Here is a 22,237-nt window from a genome sequence, read left to right as displayed (position 1 = left end):
GCAGCGTCCTCAGGGGCGGAGGATGACCTTCGTCCACCCTTCGTCGCGCCGGTCGAAGTGCTCGTAGGCCTCCGGTCCGCGCTGGAGCGGTAGTTCGTGGGACACCAGGAACGACGGCTTCGCCCGGCCCTCGTGGATCAGGGCGCGCAGCCGGCGGTTGTAGGCCTTCACGTTGGCCTGCCCGGTGCCGATCCGCTGTCCCTTGAACCAGAACTCGCCGAGGTCGAAGACGGCCTTGCCCTCCCTGCTCAGCTGGTCGGGTCCACCCGGGTCCTGGGGGAGGAACAGCCCGACCACGCCGATCGCCCCGGTGGCGCGGACGGATCCGACGAGGTCGTTCAGGGTGGAGGCGGGTTCCTCCCGGCCGTCGGGGTCGTGGGCCTGGTACCCGACGCACTCGCACCCCTTGTCCGCTCCGGTGCCGCCGGTCAGGTCGAGGACCTGCTCCACGGCGGGACCTCGGGAGTCGTCCACCGGGATGGCGCCGATGTCGGCGGCGAGCTGGAGGCGGTCCGGGTGGCGGTCCACGACCATGACCTTCGACGCGCCCCGCAGCAGCGCGGAGTAGGCGGCCATCAGGCCGACCGGGCCCGCCCCGAACACCACCACCGACTCGCCGACGGAGACGTCCGCCAGCTCGGTGGCGTGGTAGCCGGTGGGGAAGATGTCGGAGAGCATGGCGTAGTCGGCTTCCTTCTCCTCCGCGTCCGGGGGGAGCACCAGGCAGTTGAAGTCGCCGAAGGGGACCCGCAGGTACTCGGCCTGGCCGCCCTGGTAGGGCCCCATCCCGGCGTAGCCGTAGACGCCGCCCGCGGCACCGGGGTTGACCGTCAGGCAGTACGCGGTCCGGCCGTGCTCGCAGTTGGCGCAGAAGCCGCAGCCGATGTTGAACGGCAGGCAGACGCGGTCGCCGACCTGGACCCGGTCCACACCGGCTCCGACCTCCACCACCTCACCGAGGTTCTCGTGCCCGAGCACCCGGCCGGTCTCCAGGTCGGTGCGGCCCTCGTACATGTGCAGGTCGGAGCCGCAGATGTTGGTGCTGGTGATGCGCACCAGCACGTCGGTGGGCCGTTCCACCCGCGCGTCGGGGACGTCGGCGACCTTCACCTGCCGGGGTCCCTCGTACACCAGTGCCTTCACCTTGACCTCCCGGTCCCTCGGTGACGACCCGCTGGTGTCCCGCGGTCGGCGGGACGGGTGGGCGGGCCGTCGTGTGCGCGTGTCCTCCTCGTAGGGTGCCCGCCGTCACGGAACGCATGCCTCCTGGCCCGGGCTCGACCGGAGTGGGAGGCGCCGGTGCCGCTCGTCCTCGGGGCCGTCCTGTTCGATGGGTGGTCGTCCCCGCGCCGGTGCTGCTATATAGGGAGAGGTCTGCTGCCGATCGCTCGCCGAGGCCGGCTCGTTAGGCTGGAGCGACGGTCTTCCCTGCTAACAGGTCTGGACTACCTCCTGCGATGCTCAACATCTTCGCCCGCGCACCGGTGTCGCGGCTGACGGACCCGGTCGGCGCGTGGTTGGTGCGGCGGGGCCTGTCACCCAACGCGGTCACGGTCTTCGGCACGGTCGGCACCGTCGTCGGCGCGCTCTGGCTGATCCCGACCGGTCACCTCTTCCTCGGCGCCTTCGTCGTGACGCTGTTCGTGCTCTTCGACCTGCTCGACGGGGCGATGGCCAGGGCCAACGGTGGTGGCACGAGGTTCGGCGCGGTGCTGGACTCCTGTTGCGACCGGATCGCCGACGGCGCGCTGTTCGCCGCGATCACCTGGTACTGCTTCGTCCTCGCCGAGGACACGACGCTCGCGGCGCTGGCCCTGGTGTCCCTGGTCAGCGGGCAGGTCATCTCCTACGTCAAGGCGCGGGCCGAGGCGTCCGGGCTGAACGCCGACGGGGGGTTGGTGGAGCGCGCCGAACGGTTGACCTTCGGACTCGTCGGTGTCGGACTGCACGGTCTTGGCGTTCCCTACGTGCTGCCCGCGTCATTGTGGCTCCTCGCGGTGCTCTCGGTGATTACGGTGGTGCAGCGGCTGGTCGCCGTGTACCGATCCGCGAAGGAGAACGCAGCGTGAGTGACACGGTCGCGCGGGGGGCCGACTGGCGGGCCGCCCTGGCCGACAGGGGCTACGGGGCCGGCTGGGCGCTCGTCCGGACGGTGCCGCCACCTCTCGCCGACCGGCTGTTCACCCTCGGTGCCGACCTGGCCTTCGAACGGCGGGGCCGGGGGGTCCGGCAGCTGGCCCGCAACCTGCGCCGGGTGGTGCCCGACGCGGGACCGGCGGAGCTCGCGCGGCTGGTGAGGACGGCGATGCGTTCCTACGCGCGGTACTGGCGGGAGGCGTTCCAGTTGCCGGCCGTGGACCACGCCGCCGTCCGCCGGACCTTCGACCGGGGTATCGAGAACCCCTCGGCCCTCGACGAGGCGATGTCCGCCGGGCGCGGGGTGGTCGTCGCGCTGCCCCACAGCGGGAACTGGGACATGGCTGGCCTGTGGGCCGCCCACCGCTACGGGGGCCTGACCACGGTCGTCGAGCGGCTGCGCCCCGAATCCGTGTACGAGCGGTTCGTCGCCTACCGGGAGTCGCTCGGGTTCGAGATCCTGCCGGCCGATGGTGGGCGTCGCACGATGATGACCATGCTGGAGCGGCTCCGTGCGGGCGGGCTCGTGTGCCTGGTGGCCGACCGGGACCTCAGCAGTGGGGGCGTGCCGGTCGACTTCTTCGGGGAGCGGACCAGGATGCCGGCCGGGCCGGCCTGGCTCGCGGCCCGCACCGGGGCCACCCTCCTGCCCGCGACCACCTGGTTCACCCCGTCTGGTTGGGGGTTGCGGTTCGCGCGGCCGGTGGCGGCGGCGGGCGGCGCGGCCGGGGTGGCCGGGGCGACCCAAGCGGTGGCGGACGCGTTCGCCGAGGAGATCGGCCGCCATCCCGAGGACTGGCACATGCTCCAGCCCCTGTGGCTGTCCGACCTGCGGGCACGCGGCCGGCGGGCGGAGCCGGGGGACGCGCGGGTGGCGCCGCGCACCGGTCGGGAGACCGTGAAGGAGCCGCGACCGTGAGGGTGGGACTCGTCTGCCCGTACTCGCTGGAGGTGCCCGGCGGGGTGCAGGCCCACGTCGCGGACCTCGCCGCGACGCTGCGCGGCCTGGGGCACGAGGTCGACGTGCTGGCCCCGGCGGCCGAGGACGCAGAACTCCCCGAGTTCGTCACCTCCGCCGGTCGGTCGCTGGCCATCCCCTACAACGGTTCGGTGGCCAGGCTGTCGTTCGGGCCGAGGTCCTTCGCCCGGGTGCGGCGCTGGGTGCGGGAACACGAGTTCGACGTGCTGCACCTGCACGAGCCGGTGGCGCCGAGCCTCGCGCTGCTGGCGCTGATGGTGGCCGACGGGCCCATCGTCGCGACCTTCCACACCTCCACGCCCCGGTCGCGGGCGCTCACGGCGTTCCAGGGTGTGCTGCGGCCGTTCCTGGAGAAGATCACCGCCCGCATCGCCGTGTCCGACCTGGCGCGGCGGGTGCAGGTCCAGCACCTCGGTGGGGACGCGGTGCTCATCCCGAACGGGGTGGACGTCGGGTTCTTCTCCGAGGCGGCCCCGTTGGCCGGCTATCCACGAGCCGGGGGGACGGTCGGTTTCGTGGGGCGCTTCGACGAGCCCCGCAAGGGGATGCCGATCCTGCTCGACGCGTTGCGCCGCATCGCACCCGACCGGCCGGACCTGCGGCTGCTGGTCGTGGGCCGGGGGGACGGCGAGGAACTGCTCCGGGCGGCCGGGCCGGTGCTCGCCTCCCGGATCGACCTGCTCGGCCAGGTCGACGACGAGACCAAGGCCCGGGCTCTGCGCAGCGTCGACGTCTACTGCGCGCCCAACACCGGGGGGGAGAGCTTCGGCATCATCCTGACCGAGGCGATGGCCGCCGGCGCGGCGGTGCTCGCCAGTGACCTGGACGCGTTCCGCCGGGTCCTCGCGGGTGGCGGTGCGGGGGTGCTGCACGCGGTGGGTGACGCCGGCGCGTTGGCCGGGGAGCTGGCCGGGTTGCTCGACGACGACGACCACCGGGCGGGGATCGCCGCCCAGGGGCGACGGCAGGTGGAGACCTTCGACTGGCCGGTCGTCGCCAGGCAGGTGATGCGGGTCTACGAGACCGCGATGGCCGCGGACCCCCGGCGCGTCGCCGAGGCGGACGGGGAGCGGGCCGGATGACGGTGACCACGCTGCTCACCCTGGCGCTGGTGCTGCTGGTGTCGTTGGTGGTGCTCGGTGGGTGGTCGGTGCTGGTCGCGAACCGGCTGAACCGGCTGCACGTCCGCACCGACGCGGCGTGGGCCGCAGTGGACTCGGCCCTGGCGCGCCGGTCCGTGGTGGCCAGGGCCGTGGCGGAGGTGTGCCCGGACCAGGCGTTGGCGACCCGGCTGCGCACCGCGGCCGACCGGGCGGAGACGGCCGACCGCGACCGGCGGGAGGACGAGGAGAACGCGGTCGGGCGGTTGCTGGCCGAGTGGGACCGGGTCGCGCTGTCCCCGGGGCTGCGCGCCGAGCTCGAGGAGGCCGAGCTGCGGGTGATCCTGGCCAGGCGGGTGCACAACGACGCGGTGCGCGACACGCTGGCGTTGCGCCGGCACCGGGCCGTGCGGTGGTTGCGGTTGGCGGGTGGCGCCCCACCGCCGACCTACTTCGAGATCGCCGAGCCCGAGGGCGGGATGGACGCCGCCGGCACGGCGAGCCTGCGGTTGCGCCCGGCCGCCCGCGTGCTGCTCGTGGACCCCGACGACCGGCTGCTGCTCTTCGAGGGGATCGACCCGGTCCGGCCGACCGCGCCGTTCTGGTACACCGTCGGTGGCGGCGTGGAGGACGGTGAGAACCCCCGGACGGCCGCCGCGCGGGAACTGACCGAGGAGACCGGGCTCGCCGTCGCCCCGGCGGCGCTGGTCGGACCGGTGTGGCGGCGGTACGCCGTCTACAGCTTCGACGAGCAGGAGACGGAGACCGAGGAGTGGTACTTCCTCCTGCGGATCGCCGACCAGCTCGCCCCGGACACCTCCGGGTTCTCGGACCTGGAACGGCGGACGGTCCTGCGGCACCGGTGGTGGGACCTGGACGAGCTGGCCGCCTCCGACGTGACGGTCTACCCGGTGCGGCTCGCCGAGATGTTGCCGGAGGTGCTCGCCGGGGAGTGGGACGGCCGGACCCGGACCGTCCACTGACACCCGCGGCGTCGGCGTCCCGGCGTGCCCTGGCGGCCGTGCTGGCGCACCGGTTCGGGGGCCGCTGTCGCGGGCGACCGGCGTGTCGCCGACGGGGGTCGCGGCGGCCCGGTCGTGCGGACTCCGCCGACGGCGCCGGTGAGGTGGGAGGCCCGGGCCCCTCGTCCGCTGCTCGGTCACGCCTGGCGGCGGGTCAGCGATGTCGGCGGAGGAGCCGGGAGAGCGTCCACCTCCTGGGCACGGCGCCCTCGCGGACGAGCCAGCGGTGGAACCTCCGGGTGTCCTCGCGGGCGCCGACCCCCACCTCGCGGGGGTGGTCCTCGGCGTAACGGGCGAACAGGTCGGCGAAGGCATCCCCCAGGGCCGCGACCAGGTCGGGGCGGAGACGGCCCGCGACCCGCGTGCGTTTGGCGACCAGCGCCCTCGCCTGCGCCGCGATCCGGTCCGGCGGGAACCCCGGTGGCACGGGACCGGTGCCGAGCAGCGCCGCCACCAGCGCCCGTTGCCGGGCGGCGAGCTCGGCGCGCCGTGCCGTCAGCGGTTCCTCCGGGGTGGGCGGGTCGGAGGGGAGCGCCCGCCCGGCTTCGCGCCGCTGCCCGGGGTCAGCGGTCATCGTCGGCCCGTCGTGCGGGGGACCGGGTGGCGGTGCCGGCGAGGGCGGCGGCCCGGATCCCGGCGAGTTCGTCGGCCAACTCCGCGTCGGTGGGGTAGGCGTCGTCGCGTTCCACCATCACCCAGGGTGGCGCGGGTGCGCGTGCGGCCAGCTCCCGGACCAGGGTGAGCACCTCGCGGGGCACCGGGTGGGCGTGGGTGTCGTGGTACAGGCCGTCCCGCCACACCCCGCCGGCGACGTGCGCGTAGGCGAGGCGTTCCCAGGGCAGGGTGTCCAGGAACGTCGAGGGGGTCGTTCCGATGTTGTGCGCGTTGGCGTGGAGGTTGGCCAGGTCGACCAGCAGCAGGCAGTCGGTGCGTTCGACGAGTTCGGTCAGGAAGTGCTCCTCGCTGAGTTCCCGTTCTGGCCAGTCGAGGAGGGCGGCGATGTTCTCGAGGGCCAGCGGTCGGGGGAGGTCGCGTTGGACCGCGTTGACGTTGCTGACCAGGACGTCCAGCGCGTCCCTCGTCCTGGGCGGCGGGAGCAGGTGGCCGACGTCGAGGCCGCCGGCCCTGACGAAGGCGATGTGGTCGCTGACCACGGGGGCGTCCAGCGCCTCGCCCAGCTCGGCGAGGTGCCGGACCCGCCGCGGATCGACGGGTTCGGCCCCGGCGAGTGACAGCGTGACCGCGTGCGGGATGACCGGGGTGCCCCGGCGGCGCAGGACCTCGATGGACTCCGGGAGTTCGGTGGGGCTGAGGTTCTCGGCGACGACCTCGACGAAGTCCACGCCCGGGAGTCGTTCGACGGTCAGGTCGATCTCCGGGCGCCATCCGATGCCGATCCGGGGGGCCGGCTCCTCCGGCGTGTTGGGTGACGTCCTCACGTGTCCTCCTCCAGGGTGATCGTCCCACCGCCTCCGGGCAGGTCACCGGGTCTTCTGCCCAGGGCCGAGATGGCGCTCACCCGCCGCAGCCACCACCACCGCCGCCGCCACTGTCACCGCCGCCGCCGCAGGAGTGCGAGCTCCCTCCGCCGCCACCGGAGGAGGTACTCGCGGTGTGCAACGCGTCGCGCACCTCCGGATCCGGGTGGCCGGCGAAGCCGAGCAGCGCCACCGAGGTCAGGGCGGCCGGCCCGGCGGCCGACCCGCTACGGCTCCGGGCGGAGGTCGTCGGCGTGCCGCCCGGGAACCGGCCACGTGCTTCGGCGACGACGGCCTCCCCCAACGGGGTGCGGTCCGGCGCCCGGAGTGCTCGGAGGAGCACGAGCGCGACCAGCGCCAGGTTCACGACGACCAGCCCGATGAGGAAGCCGACGGGGCGGCCCGCGTTGACGCCGGTCACGAGGCGGAGGACGCCGAGGACCAGGGCCAGGTCCAGCGGGACCATCGCCAGCAGGCGCAGGGCGTGCCGCCCGGAGGGCACCACCAACCCCCGGTCCCTGAGGTCGGTGAGCAGTTCCCGTGCGGCGACGGTGCCCATCAGGGCCACCGGGCTGAGCCGCCGCCGTTCGCGGCCCGAGCCCGTCGACACCTCGACGGCGGCGAGGTGCAGCCGGTGGGTGGGTGTCGCGCCGGTGGCGTGCAGCCGCCCGCCCCGGGACACGCGCCACACGCCGTCGGCGATGAGTCCGGCGGTGACCGTGTCGGTGAGGCGCCTCGCGCCGCCGGCCAGGTAGGCGAGGCGGTGCGCGTCCACCTCGGGCGGCGGCCCCACCGCCGCCGTCCTCCGGCTCCAGCGGGGGATCGCCAGGCCCAGCAGCAGCCCGAACAGGAGGAGGACCGCGTACAGGGCCAGGAACGCCGGCCCGCTGATGCCCCAGGTCTGAGTCATGGTCTTCCCCCGACGGCGCACCGCCCACTCGACCGTGGGGCGCCCGATGTGATGGTAGGTGCCCGATCGGACGGGGGGAGCGGCTCGATGGTTCCGATCGTGTCACGCGGGTGGTCGACACCGGAGCGGCCGGGGGTGGTGGTCGACGGTCGGGACGGCGCTGGTGTGACCCGCTCCGGGGGCGTTCGGCCGGTGTTTCCTCGCGCAACCGAGCGGTCGCGCGGACGAGTCCTCCTCGCCGCGGTCGACACCCGGAGCGGCGTCGTCGGTCTCCACCGGTGACCTCCTCGGCCGGGTCTCCCGGCGTTCGGCGGGCGGGGGTGGCCGTCGCGGTCCAGCCCGGCTCAGGCGCCCCGCGCCTCGTAGCCCCAGAACGCGCGGCTGAAGTCGGCCCGTCCCGAGGTCAGCTGGTTCAGTTCCACCAGGTACCTGCTCAGCTCGGCCGCCGGGACCTCGGCCCGGACGACGGTCCAGCCCGCCTCCGGCGCGGGATCGGTCCCGAGCACCTGGGCCCGGCGTGCGGCGAGGTCCCCGAGCACCGAGCCGAGGCAGTCGTCGGGGGTGTGGATGGCCACTTCGTCGACCGGTTCCAGGAGGGGGAGGGCGACCTTGTTCGCCGCGTCGCGGAGCGCGAGCGCGCCCGCGGCCTGGAACGCCGCGTCCGAGGAGTCGACGCTGTGCGCCCGTCCGTCCAGCAGGGTGACCCGCACGTCCACCAGGGGCACGCCTTCGGTCAGGCCACGAGCCATCAACGCGCGGACGCCCCGCTCCACGCTGGGGACGAACTGGCGCGGAACCGACCCGCCCACGGTGCGGTCCTCGAAGTCGAAGCCCGCGCCCCGGGGCAGCGGTTCCACCTCGATGTCGCAGACGGCGTACTGGCCGTGGCCTCCGGTCTGCTTGACGTGCCGGCCGTGCCCGCGCGCGGGGCCGGCGAAGGTCTGGTGGAGCGCGACCCGCACCGGTTCGACGCGCAGGTCCACGTCCCCCACCCCGAGACGGGCCAGGACCAGGTCGGCGTGCCCTTCGCCGGTGCACCAGAGCACGAGCTGGTGGGTGTCCTCGTGTTGTTCGATCCGTAGCCCGGGATCGGCCGCCGCCACCCGGGACAGGTTCCTGCCGAGCAGGTCCTCGGTGGCCGGGTCGGCCACCGCGACGGCGATCGGTAGCAGCGGCTCCGGCAGGGCCCAGGGGCGGATGGTGAGGGGGCGTTCCGAGGCGGAGACCGTGTCGCCGGTCTCCGCGTTCGCCAGTCTGGTCACGGCGCAGATGTCGCCGGCCGCGCAGTGGCCGGTCTCCCGGAGCTCGGTGCCCAGCGGCGAGTGGATCCGGCCGACCCGTTCGGTGGTCGCGTGCTCGGGGCGGCCCGCCCCGTCCAGGCCGTGACCGGCGACGCGCACCCGGTCGTCGGGATGGAGCGTGCCCGAGAAGACGCGGAGCAGCGTCACCGGTCCGAGGTAGGTGTTCGCGAAGGAGCCCACCGCCTCGGCCAGCAGCGGGCCGTCCGGGTCGCCGCACGGGACCGTCTCCGGTGCGCCGTCCGCCCCCGTGACCTCGGGGCACTCCCGGTCGGCCGGGGAGGGGAGGACGCGTGCCACGACGTCCAACAACTCGGTCAGGCCGACCCCCCGGGTGGCGGAGACCGGGATGACCGGGTGGAGGTCCCCGGTGAGCACCGCCCGCGCCAGGTCGTCGAACAGCTGGTCCTGGGTGGGGGATTCGCCGAGGAGGTAGGTCTCCATCAGCGCCTCGTCCTCGCTCTCGGCGATGATGGCCTCGATGAGTTCGCGGTGGGCCGCGGCGGGATCCCGGAGGCCGATCCGGCCGCCACCCCGGGTGTCGGCCCGGGCGAGGACCGGGTGCGGAGCGGCCGGTTCCCCACTGGGGGTGGTGACCGGCAGGTACAGGGGGAGGACGCCGGGACCGAAGGCCCGGGCGCACTCCGCCAGCACCCGCTCCGGGTCAGCCCTCCGGTGGTCGAGCTGGGTGATGACCACCGCTCGCGGTGTTCCGGCCCTGGCGCACTCCCGCCACAACCGCGTGGTCGCCTCGTCCACACCGCCGTTGGCGCCGAGGACGAACAGGGCGGCGTCGGCGGCGCGGAGCCCGGCCCGGACCTGGCCGAGGTAGTCCGGGTAGCCCGTCCTGGTCGGTGACGGTGGTGCCCTCGTCCACCGAACCCGCCCTGGGGATGGTGCGGGTGGCCGCGAGCAGGGCCTCGACGAGAGTGGTCTTCCCGCCGCCCGACGGGCCGACGAGGACGACGTCGCGGATCCGTGTGGTGTCCACCGGCGGGGTGGCGGGCCGCCGGCCCTCTCCCGATCGCCTGTGTGCCATCGTCCGCACCTCCGACCCGTTGGGCGGGCGCGCCCCGCCGGCTGTCCCTCCCGGTCGGTTACCCGCCGGGCCGGTACGAATGCGCGCCGTCGACCGGCGTCCCGTGCCGGGGCTGGCGCTGCTGCCCGGGGCGGGCCGGCACCCCCGAGTGGTCTGCCGAAACGCGGTCGAACTGGCCACCTTGGTAGGCCACGTCGGACGTACGATGACGCCGACCAGGTAAGACGCGGTGCCGGTGGCCTGGCCCCCGGTGCCGGGTGACGCGAAAGGCGCGAGGCAGTGAGCTCGGTTGACAGCACGACGACGGACCCCACGAACGAGCAGGCGGCGCCGGTGACCGGGACAGCCCGCGTCAAGCGGGGCATGGCCGAGATGCTCAAGGGCGGTGTGATCATGGACGTGGTCACCCCGGAGCAGGCGAAGATCGCGGAGGACGCCGGCGCGGTCGCGGTGATGGCGTTGGAGCGGGTGCCCGCCGACATCCGCGCGCAGGGTGGCGTGGCGAGGATGTCGGATCCGGACATGATCGACGGCATCATCGACGCGGTGTCCATCCCGGTGATGGCCAAGGCCCGCATCGGTCACTTCGCCGAGGCGCAGGTCCTCCAGTCCCTCGGTGTGGACTACGTGGACGAGTCCGAGGTCCTCACGCCGGCCGACGAGGCGCACCACATCGACAAGTGGGCCTACACGGTCCCGTTCGTCTGCGGTGCCACCAACCTGGGCGAGGCGCTGCGGCGGATCGCCGAGGGCGCGGCGATGATCCGGTCGAAGGGGGAGGCCGGGACGGGCAACGTCGTCGAGGCGACGAGGCACATGCGGCAGATCCGTGCCGACCTGCGCCGCCTGACGGTGCTGGACGAGGAGGAGCTGTACGCGGCGGCCAAGGAGCTGCGGGCGCCGGTCGAGCTGGTGCGTGAGGTGGCGTCGCTGGGCAAGCTGCCGGTCGTGCTGTTCACCGCCGGCGGCATCGCCACCCCGGCCGACGCCGCGATGATGATGCAGCTCGGCGCCGAGGGCGTGTTCGTCGGGTCCGGGATCTTCAAGTCCGGCGACCCGGCCAGGCGCGCGGAGGCCATCGTGAAGGCCACCACCTTCCATGACGACGCGGACGTCGTCGCCAAGGTCTCGCGTGGCCTGGGCGAGGCGATCGTCGGCATCAACCTCAGCGACCTGCCCGAGGAGCGGCGGTACGCCAGCCGCGGCTGGTGACGTCGTCGGCGCGACCTGATCCGCCGGTGGTGGGTCCAGGTCGCGCGTCGACGGCTCGCGGTCGGAGGGGGTGGACCGGTTCCCGGTCCCTCAGACGTGTTCCATGATCAGCACCGCGCTGGTCCCGGGTTCCAACGCCTGGTAGTGGTGCGGCACGTCGCCGGGGAAGCTCGCGTAGTCGCCGGGGCCCAGGTCGATGACGTCGTCGTGGGGGCCGCAGCGCAGGCGGCCGTTGCTCACCACCAGGTGTTCGACGGTGCCCGGGATGTGGGGGTCGGCCTCGCGGGAGTTCCCGGGTTCCAGGGTGATGGTGTAGACGTCGCGCCGGGCTGCCGGTGGGCAGGAGGCCAGCAGGACCGCCTGGTAGGGAGCCGTCTCCGACCGCACCACCGGGCCCTCACCGGCCCGGACGACGCGGACCCTGGGGGCCGCGGGCTCGACGAGCCGGCTGAAGGGCACCCCCAGGGCCACTCCCAGCGCCCACAGGGTCTCGACGCTGGGGTTCCCGCCGCCGCCTTCGAGCTGGGACAGGGTGGACTTGGCGACGCCGGCCCGGCGGGCCAGCTCGGAGAGGGACATCCCCGCGCGTTGTCGTTCCCTGCGCAGCGCCCTGGCGATGGTCGCGAGGGGTGGGGCGTCGCCCGTTCCTCGGAGGGCCTCGGCCATTCGTTCGCTCCTTTGTACGATTGTTCGTTGTGACGAACGATCTCCTCCTGTTCAGGTTAGTGAGGCGGGCCCCGTGGTGAGCCCGTGGACCCGTCGACGCGGCCCGGTCCTGGAGCCGGAGGCACGTCGGGACATCGCCGCGATGGCGGTGGCCGTCGGCGTCGTCGGCCTGTCCTTCGGCGCGATCGCGGTGGCCAGCGGTCTGTCGATCTGGCTCGCGGTCCTGATGTCCCTGCTCGTGTTCGCCGGCGGCTCACAGTTCATGGCCGTCGGCGTCGTGGCCGCGGGGGCGCTCCGCTGGCCGCGCTCGCCGCCGGGCTCATCCTCAACGCCCGCCACCTGCCCTTCGGCCTGGCCATCGGCCACCTCCTCGGGCGCGGACTCGCCGCGAAGCTGGTCGGCAGCCACCTGATCATCGACGAGTCGGTGGCCTTCGCGATGGCCCAGCGGGATCCGGACCGGGCGCGCCGGGTCTTCTGGATCTCCGGGATCACGCTCTTCGTCGTGTGGCAGCCGGCCGTGGTGCTCGGCGGCCTGATCGGCGGCGCCGTCGGTGACCCCGCCGTCTTCGGCGTGGACGCCGCGTTCCCCGCGGCGCTGCTGGCGTTGCTGTTGCCCTCCCTGCGGGACGCCGCCACCCGCCGGGCGGCCCTCGTCGGCGGGGCGGTCGCCGTGCTCACCACTCCGCTGCTCCCCGCCGGCGTTCCGGTCCTGCTGGCCCTGTGCGGTGTCGCCCTGCTGCTGCCGTTGCCCCGCTGGGCGAGGAGGGAGTCCCCATGACCGTCACGACGATCGTGCTGCTCGCGGTCGGCACCTACGCCTTCCGCGTGGCCGGCCCGCTCCTGCGCGACCGGGTACGGCTGTCGGAGGCCGCGCGGCGGGGACTGGCCGTGGCGGCGACGACACTGCTGACCGCCCTGATGGCCACCGCCGCGCTCACCGAGGGGCCGGGATTCGCCGGCTGGGCCCGGCCGATCGGCGTCGCGGTCGGCGGACTCCTCGCCTGGCGCCGAGCCCCCTTCGTCGTGGTCGTGCTGGCGGCGGCCGGGACGGCGGCGGGCCTCCGGCTGCTCGGACTGCCCTGAACCGGCTGGCCCCCGTCCCGCCCGTACCGAGCTCACCCGCGCCTTCCGCCGACCGGGTGAGTACCTAAGATGTGACGTCGAGTGTTTTCCCAGCTTGGAGGTCTTCTCCGTGTCGATTGCGCAGCCGGTCGTCGGGGTGCTCGCACTCCAGGGCGACGTGCGGGAGCACCTGCTCGCGCTGGCCGAGCAGGACGTCGTGGCGCGCCCGGTGCGCCGCGCCGAGGAACTCGCGGAGGTGCACGGCCTCGTGCTCCCCGGCGGGGAGTCCACCACGATGAGCCGTCTGCTGGAGACCTTCGAACTGCTGGAACCGCTCCGCGACCGGGTCGCGGCGGGGCTGCCGGTCTACGGGTCCTGCGCCGGCATGATCCTGCTGGCCCAGGAGGTCCTCGACGGGCGGGAGGGACAGCACACCCTCGGTGCCATCGACATGGTGGTCCGGCGCAACGCCTTCGGTCGCCAGGTCGACTCCTTCGAGGCCGACCTCGACTTCGCCGGTCTCGGGTCGGGCGGGGACGCGGAACCGGCACCGCTGCGCGCCGTCTTCATCCGGGCCCCCTGGGTGGAGTCGGTGGGTGACCGGGTCGAGGTGCTGGCCAGGGTCCCCGAGATCCCGGCCGCCGGCCCCGCCGCCGGGCGGGTGGTCGCGGTGCGCCAGGGCAACGCGTTGGCCACCGCCTTCCACCCCGAACTGCTCGCGGCCGACGGCCGGGACGGCCGGGTGCACGAGCTGTTCGTCCGCACCGTGCGCGAGGCCTGACCCCCGGCCGCGCCCGACCGGAGGCGACTCGCCTCGTCCCGGCGACCAGTAGGATCGTCACGGCTCCACGCAGCGCCCGGAGCGCAGGAAGACGCATCGCGACGAAGACGGAGGAGAGATGAGCGGCCACTCCAAGTGGGCCACGACCAAACACAAGAAGGCCGCCCTCGACGCCAAGCGTGGCAAGCTGTTCGCCAAGCTGATCAAGAACATCGAGGTCGCGGCCCGCAGCGGGGGAGGGGACCCGGACGGCAACCCCACCCTGTACGACGCCATCCAGAAGGCGCGGAAGAACTCCGTCCCCCTCGACAACATCGAGCGGGCGCGCAAGCGGGGCGCGGGCGAGGAAGCTGGTGGGGCCGACTGGCAGACCATCATGTACGAGGGCTACGGCCCCAACGGTGTCGCCGTGCTCGTCGAATGCCTCACCGACAACCGCAACCGCGCCGCTGGTGAGGTGCGGACGGCGATGACCAGGAACAACGGTTCGATGGCTGACCCGGGTTCGGTTTCCTACCTGTTCAACCGCAAGGGTGTGGTGATCGCGCCCAAGAACGGTCTCTCCGAGGACGACATCCTCCTCGCCGTGTTGGACGCGGGCGCGGAGGAGGTCAACGACCTGGGGGAGAGCTTCGAGATCGTCGCCGAGGCCGGCGACCTCGTGGCGGTCCGGACCGCCCTGCAGAAGGCCGAGATCGACTACGACTCGGCCGACGCCAGCTTCCTGCCCTCCACCACGGTGCCCCTGGACGCCGAGGGCGCCCGCAAGGTGTTCCGCCTCATCGACGCGCTGGAGGACTGCGACGACGTGCAGAACGTCTTCGCGAACTTCGACGTCTCCGACGAGGTGATGGCCGAGGTCGGCTGACGACCGGGCCAGGGCGGCCCGGTCCCGGGTGTCCGGGCCCGGGCCCGCTCCGGAGGTCGTGACGGCTCCCCGCGACGCGGAGGGCTTCCTCCCAGCCCCGGTGGGGCGTCCCGTAGGGTCGCGCTGACGGGAGAAGTAGCGCGACGTCCCGCCCGGAGGTGCGTTTCGTGGCCGATGACCAGGAGCTCCGACGGAGGCTGCGGACCGCCGCCGAGGAGGACGGCGTCGCGATCGTGCACGTCGCCGAGGAGCGGAACGCGCCGCCCTTCGCCCAGACCGTCGGCGTCTACCGCAGTTGCGGCATGCCGGAGGTCGTGGTGATCGGCCTGCCGCCCAAGGTCGCCCACGCGGTGCTCAGCACATACTCGGAGCGGGCCCGCGCGGGGGAGGACTTCGTCCCGGGCCGGTGCTACGAACGGTTCCTCAAGGACCTGCCCGTCACCTTCGAACGGGTGCACCGGGGCTTCTACGCCGAGTACTTCGGGCACGCCTTCCTGCTCAACCGCAAGGGCACCTTCCCCGCCCTCCAGATGATCGTCGCCGCGCCGGACGGGTCCTGGCCGTGGCAACCGGACGCGCCGGGTGGGTTCGCCCAGTACCAGCCGGTGCTCACCGACAGCGGCCGCCCCGAGAGCTGGGTGCCGGGGGAGACCGGTCCCTGACGGGCCCGCCGCACCCCCGGACGGCTCCGGGCACCCCCGGGCCGGCCGTGCCCTCCGGGTGCGCCCGCGGGAACGCCGCCCCCTCACCTCCGCGCACGCGCGCCACCTGCCCGGGCGGCCACCGGCGGTGCCGGTCGGCCGGTGTCGACACCCGGCACGGCACGTGGCAGCCTTCTTGCGATGCCTGAGCTGCCCGATGTCGAGGGATTCCGTCGCGTCGTCGTGGAACACGCCCTGGGCCGGCCCGTCCGGGATGTCGTCGTGTTCGACGCCGCGATCCTGCACGGTGCCTCTCCCCAGGAGCTCGCCGCCGCCCTGCGCGGGCGTCGGTTCGCCCGGGCGGATCGGCACGGCAAGTGGCTGCTGCTGCGCTTCGAGGACCACGCCGCGCCGACCGGCGAGGACCGGCCCGCCGCGCCCGCCGACGGGAACCCGGCCGTTCCCGCCCCCGCCCCCGTCGACGGGGACGGCGTGGCAGGGGCCGGACGGGTGCCTGGGGGCCCCGTCCTCGCGCTGCACTTCGGGATGACGGGGTCGCTGCGCTGGCAGGCGCCTCCCGACCGCCGGCGCGGTCACCGCCACGACCGGGTGCGGATCGTCCTCGACGAGGGTGAGCTGCGCTTCCGCGACCAGCGCAAGCTCCAGGGCATCTGGCTGGCCGAGGACGAGCGCGGCGTCGACGAGCTGCTCGCCGGCCAGGGGCCGGACGCCGCCACCCTCGACTTCCGCGACTTCGACGCCCGCCTGCCCCCGTCCCGACGTGCCGTCAAGGCCGCCCTGATCGACCAGGGCGTCCTGGCCGGTATCGGCAACCTGCTCGCCGACGAGATGTTGTGGCGCGCGGGCATCCACCCGGACCGCAGCCTGGCCCGCCTGACCCCTCCCAGCGGCGGACGCTGCACCGCCAGCTGCGGCGGCTGCTCCCGCAGGCGGTCAAGGCCGGCCGGGTTCCCGACAAGAAGGGCTGGTTGACCGGGCTGCGGGACCAACCGGACGCCAGCTGCCCGGTCTGCGGCACCACCCTCGAGCACAGCCGCACCGCCGGACGATCCAGCCTGTGGTGCCCCCGCTGCCAACCACCGGGGTGAGCCGCGCCCGCTCCGGGCGCCGGGGAACCGGCCTCCGAGCCCCTCGCACGGCGGCGGCGGATCGGACCGCCGGTGGGAGGCGGGCGGGCGCGCCGCTCGCGGCGTGATCCACTCGAACCGGTAGCCTGATCGCTCGAACTGATGTTCGTCCGCCCCAGGCCGGGCGGTGGCCGGGTGGCCACCGGCACCGGAGGGCGGGCCGACCGGCGGGAGGCGAGGCGTGCGGGTGCTCGGCGTCGATCCCGGCCTGACCCGGTGCGGGATCGGTGTCGTCGACGGTGGCCACGGCCGGGCCGTGCGCTTCGTGGCCGTCGACGTGGTGCGCACGCCCGCCGACGCGGAACTCCCGGAGCGGCTGCTGGCCGTGTCCGACGCCGTCGAACGGTGGCTGGACGCGCACCGACCCGACACCGTCGCCGTCGAGCGGGTGTTCAGCCAGCACAACGTGCGCACGGTGATGGGCACCGCGCAGGCCAGCGGCGTCGTCGCCCTCGCGGCGGCCCGCCGTTCCCTCCCGGTCGTGTTCCACACCCCCAGCGAGGTCAAGGCCGCCGTGACCGGCTCCGGTCGGGCGGACAAGAAGCAGGTCGGGGCCATGGTCACCCGCATCCTGCGGCTCACCGAGGTGCCCAGGCCGGCCGACGCCGCCGACGCCCTGGCACTGGCGATCTGCCACCTGTGGCGGGGCCCGGTGTCCGCGCGGCTGGCCCAGGCCCAGGCCCAGGCGGCCCAGCTCGCCAAGGCCCACCGGGCCAGGCTGGCGGCGGCCAGGAGGAAGGAATGAGCCGGTGATCTCCTCGGTACGCGGAACGGTGCGCTCCGTCGGTCTCGACCACGCCGTCGTCGAGGTCTCCGGGATCGGGCTCGCCGTGCGCACCACCCCGACCACGCTGGCCGGGCTGCGACGTGGCGAACAGGTCGAGCTCGTGACCAGCCTCGTCATCCGGGAGGACTCCTGGACGCTGTACGGGTTCCCCACCGACGAGGTCAAGGAGCTCTTCGAACTGCTCCAGACCGTCTCCGGCGTCGGTCCCCGGCTCGCGCTGGCCATGCTGGCGGTGCTGGAACCGGACCAGCTGCGCACGGCGGTGTCCGAGGGCAACCTGACCACCCTCACCCAGGTGCCCGGCATCGGCCGCAAGGGGGCGGAGCGCCTCGTCGTGGAGCTGCGGGACAAGCTCGGCCCGGTGGCTCCCGCCGGCGGTGGGGACGGGGCGGCGGCGCCGGACGCCGGCCAGCGGCGCACCCACGTGGTCGAGGCCCTGGTCGGTCTCGGGTTCACGGCGAAGCAGGCGGAGCAGGCGGTGGAGAAGGTGCTGGCCACCGACGGCGGCGGGGACACCTCCGGGATCCTGCGGAAGTCCCTCGCGCTGCTGGGGCGCAAGCGGTGAGGCGTGGCCAGGTGGGACGACGTGAGGACGACGGGGCGGTGACGTGACGGACGACTGGGCGAATGACTGGGCGGACCTCGACGTCGGCTCCGGCGGAACGGGGGCCGGTCAGCGGGGCGGCGAGGACGCGCTGTCGACCAGCGCGGAACCCGGGGACCGGGATGTCGAGGCCACACTGCGGCCCCGGTCGCTGCCGGAGTTCGTCGGGCAGCCCCGGGTGCGCGAGCAGCTCGAGCTCGTCCTGACCGGGGCCAGGAACCGGGGTGCCCCTCCCGACCACGTGTTGCTCTCCGGGCCGCCCGGACTCGGCAAGACCAGCATGGCGATGATCATCGGGGCGGAGCTGGGCGCCTCGGTGCGGATGACCTCGGGGCCCGCCCTGGAGCGGGCCGGGGATCTCGCCGCCATGCTCTCCAACCTGGCCGAGGGCGACGTGCTCTTCATCGACGAGATCCACCGGGTGGCCCGGCCGGCGGAGGAGATGCTGTACCTGGCGATGGAGGACTTCCGGGTTGACGTGGTCGTCGGCAAGGGGCCGGGCGCCACCAGCATCCCGCTGGAGATCGCGCCGTTCACCCTGGTCGGCGCCACCACCAGGTCGGGGGCGCTCACCGGTCCCCTGCGGGACCGCTTCGGGTTCACCGCCCACATGGAGTTCTACTCCCCGGCGGAGCTGGAGCGGATCATCACCCGTTCCGCCAGCATCCTCGGGGTCGACCTCCGACCCGACGGCGCCCGGGAGATCGCCGGGCGCTCACGGGGCACGCCCCGGATCGCCAACCGGCTGCTCCGCCGGGTCCGCGACTACGCGGAGGTCCGTTCGGACGGCGCCGTCACCGTGGAGACCGCGCGGGCCGCCCTGCTGGTGTACGACGTCGACGAACTGGGACTGGACCGGCTGGACCGGGCCGTGCTCACCGCCCTGGTGCGGTCCTTCGGGGGAGGCCCGGTCGGGGTCTCGACGCTCGCCGTCGCCGTCGGGGAGGAGCCGGGGACGGTCGAGGAGGTCTGCGAGCCGTACCTGGTGCGGGCGGGCATGCTCGCCAGGACCCCCCGCGGCCGGGTCGCCACGGCCGCGGCCTGGGAACACCTGGGCCTGCTCCCGCCGGAGGACGCGGCGGCCGCGCAGACCGCGGGGCGGACCGCCCCTGGCGGCGAGGGTTAGAGTGGTGACGCACGGCGATTCGGTGCACGCGCACGAACGGAGTGTGTGCTCCCGGTAAGGGGCGGAACGCGGAGGACCTCTCGGGGACTGGCACACTGGGAATCGCAAACCCGAACAATCGGACGTGTCAACCCGCGTGGGCGTCCCCGAACGGAGAATGATGGAATCCTTCATCCTTCCGCTTTTCCTGCTGCTCATCGTGCTGCCGCTGTTCCTGGCGAGCCGGAAGCAGAAGAAGGCCATGCAGGAGATGCAGCAGCTCCAGGGCTCGCTGGAGGTCGGCGACAAGGTCATGACCACCTCGGGGCTCTACGCCACCGTCGCGGACACCAGCGATGACGAGACGATCGGCCTGGAGGTGGCCCCCGGCGTGGTGACCACCTGGGTGCGCGCGGCCGTCCGTGAGCGCGTGCAGCCGCCGGCCGAGGCCTCGGAGGCCACCAGCGAGTCCACCGACGAGACCGTCGGGCTGCCCGAGACCAACGGCCTGGCCAGCGAGCTGGCCGACGACAAGGACGGTTCGGACGCCGAGAAGGCCACGACCTCCGTCGGCGCCAAGGACGGCAAGAAGGACGACTGACCCGGTTGCCCGGGCTCGTCGGGCCCGGGTTCTCCAGGAGACGCCCGTGGTTGGCCTTCCACCGACGGTGGGAGGCCGACAGGCGTTCGTCGGGTCGCGGCACGAGGGTGACGCCCGGGCGTCCCGCCGCCTGGTGAGGACCGTTCGTCGGCGAGTCCGACCTGGCGGAAGACCTCGGCCAGCCCCGGCGTTATTCTCAGTGTCCGGAGGTGCTTCGGGGCACAAGCGGGCGGACCGCCGGCAGGCGGGCCGAGCAGAACGTCGAGAAGAGCCTGGAGCGTGCCGTTGAGTCAGGACGTCGAGCGTGCGACCACGGCGGCCGTCCCCGCGACGGGAAACCGGCAGCCGTCGGCGACCCGACGTGTCCGGGCTCGGCTGGCCAGGAGGATCACCGCGCAACGGTCCTCCTCCGTCAAGCAGGTGCTGGAACCGCTGGCCACCGTCCACCGCGAGCTGCACCCCAAGGCCGACCTGGCGCTGTTGCAGCGCGCCTACGACGTCGCCGAGGAGAAGCACCGCTCCCAGCGCCGCAAGTCCGGCGACCCCTACATCACCCACCCGCTGGCCGTGTCCACGATCCTGGCCGAGCTGGGGATGGACACCACGACGCTGGTCGCCGCGCTCCTGCACGACACGGTGGAGGACACCGACTACTCCCTGGAGCGGTTGAGCGCGGACTTCGGTGACGAGGTGGCGCACCTCGTCGACGGCGTGACCAAGCTCGACAAGGTCAAGCTGGGAGCGGCCGCCGAGGCCGAGACGATCCGCAAGATGGTCATCGCGATGGCCCGCGACCCGAGGGTGCTGGTCATCAAGCTGGCCGACCGGTTGCACAACATGCGGACGATGCGCTTCCTGCCGCCGGAGAAGCAGGCCAGGAAGGCCAAGGAGACCCTGGAGGTCCTGGCCCCGCTGGCCCACCGGCTCGGCATGGCGACCGTGAAGTGGGAGCTGGAGGACCTCGCCTTCGCGATCCTCCAGCCCAAGAAGTACGACGAGATCGTCCGCCTGGTCGCCAACCGCGCCCCGTCCCGGGACACCTACCTGCGGGAGGTCATCCAGCAGGTGTCGGCCAACCTCGACCTGGCCCGCATCGGCGCCAAGGTCGAGGGCCGCCCCAAGCACTACTACTCGATCAACCAGAAGATGATCGTCCGGGGACGGGACTTCGACGACATCCACGACCTGGTCGGGGTGCGCATCCTGGTCGACGAGGTCCGCGACTGCTACGCGGCGATGGGCGTGGTGCACGCGCTGTGGCAGCCGATGCCCGGGCGCTTCAAGGACTACGTCGCCCAACCGCGCTTCGGCGTCTACCAGTCGCTGCACACCACGGTCATCGGTCCGGACGGGAAACCGCTGGAGGTGCAGATCCGGACCCACGAGATGCACCGGACGGCCGAGTACGGCATCGCCGCGCACTGGCGGTACAAGGAGACCAAGGGCACCCATCGGGGCAAGGCCGTCGAGGTCGACGAGATGGCCTGGATGCGGCAGCTCCTGGACTGGCAGCGGGAGGCGGCCGACCCCGGCGACTTCCTGGAGTCCCTGCGGTACGACCTGGCGGCCCGCGAGATCTTCGTCTTCACCCCCAAGGGGGACGTCGTCACCCTGCCGACCGGCTCGACCCCGGTCGACTTCGCCTACGCCGTGCACACCGAGGTGGGGCACCGCTGCATCGGTGCCCGGGTGAACGGGCGGCTGGTCGCGCTCGAGCGGACCCTGGAGAACGGTGAGGTCGTCGAGATCTTCACCTCGAAGGCGGAAGGCGCGGGACCCAGCCGCGACTGGTTGTCGTTCGTCTCCTCGCCCCGGGCCAAGGCGAAGATCAAGCAGTGGTTCGCCAAGGAACGCCGGGAGGAGGCGATCGAGACCGGCAAGGAGGCGATCGCCAAGGAACTCCGCCGGGTGGGCCTGCCGCTCCAACGGCTGGTCTCGGCCGACACGATCGGCGCCGTCGCGCGGGAGCTGCACTACACCGACATCAGCACGCTGTACGCGGCCGTCGGGGAGAACCAGTCCTCCGCCAAGCACGTCGTGCAACGGTTGATGGCCCTGGTGGGCGGCGAGGAGCACGCCGAGGAGGAGCTGGCCGAGCGGTCCACGCCCTCCACCGTGCCGCACCGGCGGCGGGTCACCGGGGACGCCGGCGTGACGGTCAAGGGGATGCGCGACATCTGGGTGAAGCTGGCCCGGTGCTGCACCCCGGTCCCGGGCGACGAGATCCTCGGGTTCGTCACCAGGGGCGGCGGGGTCAGCGTGCACCGCACCGACTGCACCAACGCCGACGACCTGCGCGCGGCCCCCGAACGGCTCGTCGACGTGGAGTGGGCGCCCTCGGCGTCCTCGGTCTTCCTCGTCGCCATCCAGGTGGAGGCCCTGGACCGGCACCGGCTGCTCTCCGACGTCACCAAGATCCTGGCCGACGAGCGGGTGAACATCCTCTCCGCGTCCGTCACCACCTCCCGCGACCGGGTGGCGGTCAGCCGCTTCTCCTTCGAGATGGGCGACCCGAAGCACCTCGGTCACGTGCTCAAGGCGGTGCGCAACATCGAGGGTGTCTACGACGTCTACCGGGTGACCTCGGTGGGCTGAGCGGGAGCCCCGCGCGCTTCCCCGGTGCTGGGCACCCCGCCGCCGGTGGAGCGCGGCACCCCAACGCGGCCCGGCTCGCGCGGCGGATGCCGGCGGGCCTGTCGCCCGGCCCCGGCCGTGACCCGCGCTGGAGGCGGGGCGCTGGTGGTGGCCCTCCCCTTCCGGTACGACCGGCGGGCTGTCGCTCCGTCCCCCGCCTGGTG

Annotated in this window: 21 protein-coding genes and 2 pseudogenes; 17 read left to right on the top strand and 6 right to left on the bottom strand. The window is 73.6% G+C overall.

The features are described from left to right. Positions 1 to 9: 9 nt before the first annotated feature. Positions 10 to 1,143, bottom strand: coding sequence for a glutathione-independent formaldehyde dehydrogenase (locus G443_RS08935; RefSeq protein WP_026418929.1), 1,134 nt, complete (start codon positions 1,141 to 1,143; stop codon positions 10 to 12). A 314-nt stretch (positions 1,144 to 1,457) separates the two neighbouring features. Between G443_RS08935 and pgsA the strand changes: the two genes are divergently transcribed. From pgsA to G443_RS08915, 4 genes are read left to right on the top strand one after another with little or no spacing between them, the layout of a single operon-like run. Further along, a complete protein-coding gene (gene pgsA, locus G443_RS08930) occupies positions 1,458 to 2,069 on the top strand; it encodes a phosphatidylinositol phosphate synthase (protein WP_026418928.1) in 612 nt (203 codons plus the stop codon). Then, positions 2,066 to 3,055: a phosphatidylinositol mannoside acyltransferase gene (locus tag G443_RS08925; RefSeq protein WP_245588806.1), complete on the top strand. Its 990-nt coding sequence runs from the start codon at positions 2,066 to 2,068 to the stop codon at positions 3,053 to 3,055. The genes pgsA and G443_RS08925 overlap by 4 nt, the downstream gene beginning before the upstream one ends. Further along, positions 3,052 to 4,197, top strand: a complete 1,146-nt coding sequence (locus G443_RS08920; RefSeq protein ID WP_026418927.1) for a glycosyltransferase family 4 protein — start codon at positions 3,052 to 3,054, stop codon at positions 4,195 to 4,197. Before G443_RS08925 ends, G443_RS08920 begins: the two co-directional genes overlap by 4 nt. Beyond that, positions 4,194 to 5,198 (top strand): NUDIX hydrolase, encoded by a 1,005-nt coding sequence (locus G443_RS08915; RefSeq protein WP_026418926.1) that lies wholly within the window; start codon positions 4,194 to 4,196, stop codon positions 5,196 to 5,198. The genes G443_RS08920 and G443_RS08915 overlap by 4 nt, the downstream gene beginning before the upstream one ends. Positions 5,199 to 5,391: 193 nt before the next feature. Here G443_RS08915 and G443_RS08910 read toward each other — a convergent pair whose 3' ends face one another. The 4 genes and pseudogenes from G443_RS08910 to G443_RS08895 form a co-directional block, all read right to left on the bottom strand. Further along, on the bottom strand, positions 5,392 to 5,811 hold the full coding sequence (locus G443_RS08910; RefSeq protein WP_081893525.1) for an SCO6045 C-terminal-like domain-containing protein: 420 nt from the start codon (positions 5,809 to 5,811) through the stop codon (positions 5,392 to 5,394). Continuing rightward, positions 5,801 to 6,676 (bottom strand): MbnB/TglH/ChrH family RiPP precursor modification enzyme, encoded by an 876-nt coding sequence (locus G443_RS08905; protein WP_245588805.1) that lies wholly within the window; start codon positions 6,674 to 6,676, stop codon positions 5,801 to 5,803. Before G443_RS08905 ends, G443_RS08910 begins: the two co-directional genes overlap by 11 nt. Before the next feature lie 76 nt (positions 6,677 to 6,752). After that, the gene (locus tag G443_RS08900; RefSeq protein ID WP_026418924.1) at positions 6,753 to 7,625 is read right to left on the bottom strand and encodes a TIGR04222 domain-containing membrane protein; all 873 of its coding nucleotides are present in this window, start codon (positions 7,623 to 7,625) and stop codon (positions 6,753 to 6,755) included. A 344-nt stretch (positions 7,626 to 7,969) separates the two neighbouring features. After that, positions 7,970 to 9,962 (bottom strand): annotated as a pseudogene (locus tag G443_RS08895) (elongation factor G). A 279-nt stretch (positions 9,963 to 10,241) separates the two neighbouring features. Between G443_RS08895 and pdxS the strand changes: the two are divergent. Further along, complete coding sequence (gene pdxS, locus G443_RS08890) at positions 10,242 to 11,174, top strand: pyridoxal 5'-phosphate synthase lyase subunit PdxS (RefSeq protein WP_026418923.1); 933 nt, start codon at positions 10,242 to 10,244, stop codon at positions 11,172 to 11,174. A gap of 90 nt (positions 11,175 to 11,264) precedes the next feature. On the opposite strand, the gene G443_RS08885 is transcribed toward pdxS, so the two are convergent. Then, a complete protein-coding gene (locus G443_RS08885; RefSeq protein ID WP_026418922.1) occupies positions 11,265 to 11,840 on the bottom strand; it encodes a helix-turn-helix domain-containing protein in 576 nt (191 codons plus the stop codon). A gap of 142 nt (positions 11,841 to 11,982) precedes the next feature. Between G443_RS08885 and G443_RS25830 the strand changes: the two are divergent. The 12 genes and pseudogenes from G443_RS25830 (at position 11,983) to G443_RS08830 (ending at position 22,034) form a co-directional block, all read left to right on the top strand. Then, a pseudogene (locus G443_RS25830) lies at positions 11,983 to 12,620 on the top strand (AzlC family ABC transporter permease). Beyond that, positions 12,617 to 12,925 carry an AzlD domain-containing protein gene (locus G443_RS08875; RefSeq protein ID WP_026418920.1) on the top strand — a complete coding sequence of 103 codons (309 nt, stop codon included), beginning with the start codon at positions 12,617 to 12,619 and terminating at the stop codon, positions 12,923 to 12,925. Before G443_RS25830 ends, G443_RS08875 begins: the two are co-directional and overlap by 4 nt. A 115-nt stretch (positions 12,926 to 13,040) precedes the next feature. Continuing rightward, the gene (gene pdxT, locus G443_RS08870; protein WP_026418919.1) at positions 13,041 to 13,685 is read left to right on the top strand and encodes a pyridoxal 5'-phosphate synthase glutaminase subunit PdxT; all 645 of its coding nucleotides are present in this window, start codon (positions 13,041 to 13,043) and stop codon (positions 13,683 to 13,685) included. Between the two features lie 118 nt (positions 13,686 to 13,803). After that, positions 13,804 to 14,553: a YebC/PmpR family DNA-binding transcriptional regulator gene (locus tag G443_RS08865; protein ID WP_026418918.1), complete on the top strand. Its 750-nt coding sequence runs from the start codon at positions 13,804 to 13,806 to the stop codon at positions 14,551 to 14,553. Positions 14,554 to 14,720: 167 nt separating this feature from the next. Further along, positions 14,721 to 15,215: a DUF4262 domain-containing protein gene (locus G443_RS08860; protein ID WP_026418917.1), complete on the top strand. Its 495-nt coding sequence runs from the start codon at positions 14,721 to 14,723 to the stop codon at positions 15,213 to 15,215. A gap of 180 nt (positions 15,216 to 15,395) precedes the next feature. Further along, on the top strand, positions 15,396 to 16,187 hold the full coding sequence (locus G443_RS08855) for a DNA-formamidopyrimidine glycosylase family protein (protein WP_253860195.1): 792 nt from the start codon (positions 15,396 to 15,398) through the stop codon (positions 16,185 to 16,187). Beyond that, entirely contained in the window at positions 16,184 to 16,303 is a 120-nt protein-coding gene (locus G443_RS25825; protein WP_372492964.1) for a zinc finger domain-containing protein, read from the top strand. Before G443_RS08855 ends, G443_RS25825 begins: the two co-directional genes overlap by 4 nt. 220 nt (positions 16,304 to 16,523) lie before the next feature. After that, a complete protein-coding gene (gene ruvC / locus G443_RS08850; protein WP_026418915.1) occupies positions 16,524 to 17,087 on the top strand; it encodes a crossover junction endodeoxyribonuclease RuvC in 564 nt (187 codons plus the stop codon). Positions 17,088 to 17,091: 4 nt separating this feature from the next. After that, a complete protein-coding gene (gene ruvA / locus G443_RS08845; protein ID WP_026418914.1) occupies positions 17,092 to 17,694 on the top strand; it encodes a Holliday junction branch migration protein RuvA in 603 nt (200 codons plus the stop codon). Positions 17,695 to 17,824: 130 nt separating this feature from the next. Next, positions 17,825 to 18,859 carry a Holliday junction branch migration DNA helicase RuvB gene (gene ruvB, locus G443_RS08840; protein ID WP_035274754.1) on the top strand — a complete coding sequence of 345 codons (1,035 nt, stop codon included), beginning with the start codon at positions 17,825 to 17,827 and terminating at the stop codon, positions 18,857 to 18,859. Between the two features lie 160 nt (positions 18,860 to 19,019). Further along, the gene (gene yajC / locus G443_RS08835; RefSeq protein ID WP_026418912.1) at positions 19,020 to 19,439 is read left to right on the top strand and encodes a preprotein translocase subunit YajC; all 420 of its coding nucleotides are present in this window, start codon (positions 19,020 to 19,022) and stop codon (positions 19,437 to 19,439) included. A 285-nt stretch (positions 19,440 to 19,724) separates the two neighbouring features. After that, positions 19,725 to 22,034 (top strand): RelA/SpoT family protein, encoded by a 2,310-nt coding sequence (locus G443_RS08830; RefSeq protein ID WP_026418911.1) that lies wholly within the window; start codon positions 19,725 to 19,727, stop codon positions 22,032 to 22,034. Positions 22,035 to 22,237: the final 203 nt, after the last annotated feature.

Source organism: Actinoalloteichus caeruleus DSM 43889 (assembly GCF_000429185.2).
GTDB classification, from domain to species: Bacteria; Actinomycetota; Actinomycetes; order Mycobacteriales; family Pseudonocardiaceae; genus Actinoalloteichus_B; species Actinoalloteichus_B caeruleus.
Note: the sequence above shows the minus strand (reverse complement) of the source record. Positions and strands in the feature narration are given on the sequence as shown.

Excerpts from the sequence above, each read along its gene's own strand:
- G443_RS08855 (WP_253860195.1), top strand. The coding sequence starts at position 15,396 with ATGCCTGAGCTGCCCGATGTCGAGGGATTCCGTCGCGTCGTCGTGGAA.
- G443_RS08865 (WP_026418918.1), top strand. The coding sequence starts at position 13,804 with ATGAGCGGCCACTCCAAGTGGGCCACGACCAAACACAAGAAGGCCGCC.
- G443_RS08910 (WP_081893525.1), bottom strand. The coding sequence starts at position 5,811 with ATGACCGCTGACCCCGGGCAGCGGCGCGAAGCCGGGCGGGCGCTCCCC.
- yajC (WP_026418912.1), top strand. The coding sequence starts at position 19,020 with ATGGAATCCTTCATCCTTCCGCTTTTCCTGCTGCTCATCGTGCTGCCG.
- G443_RS08915 (WP_026418926.1), top strand. The coding sequence starts at position 4,194 with ATGACGGTGACCACGCTGCTCACCCTGGCGCTGGTGCTGCTGGTGTCG.
- G443_RS08900 (WP_026418924.1), bottom strand. The coding sequence starts at position 7,625 with ATGACTCAGACCTGGGGCATCAGCGGGCCGGCGTTCCTGGCCCTGTAC.
- pgsA (WP_026418928.1), top strand. The coding sequence starts at position 1,458 with ATGCTCAACATCTTCGCCCGCGCACCGGTGTCGCGGCTGACGGACCCG.
- G443_RS08885 (WP_026418922.1), bottom strand. The coding sequence starts at position 11,840 with ATGGCCGAGGCCCTCCGAGGAACGGGCGACGCCCCACCCCTCGCGACC.
- G443_RS08875 (WP_026418920.1), top strand. The coding sequence starts at position 12,617 with ATGACCGTCACGACGATCGTGCTGCTCGCGGTCGGCACCTACGCCTTC.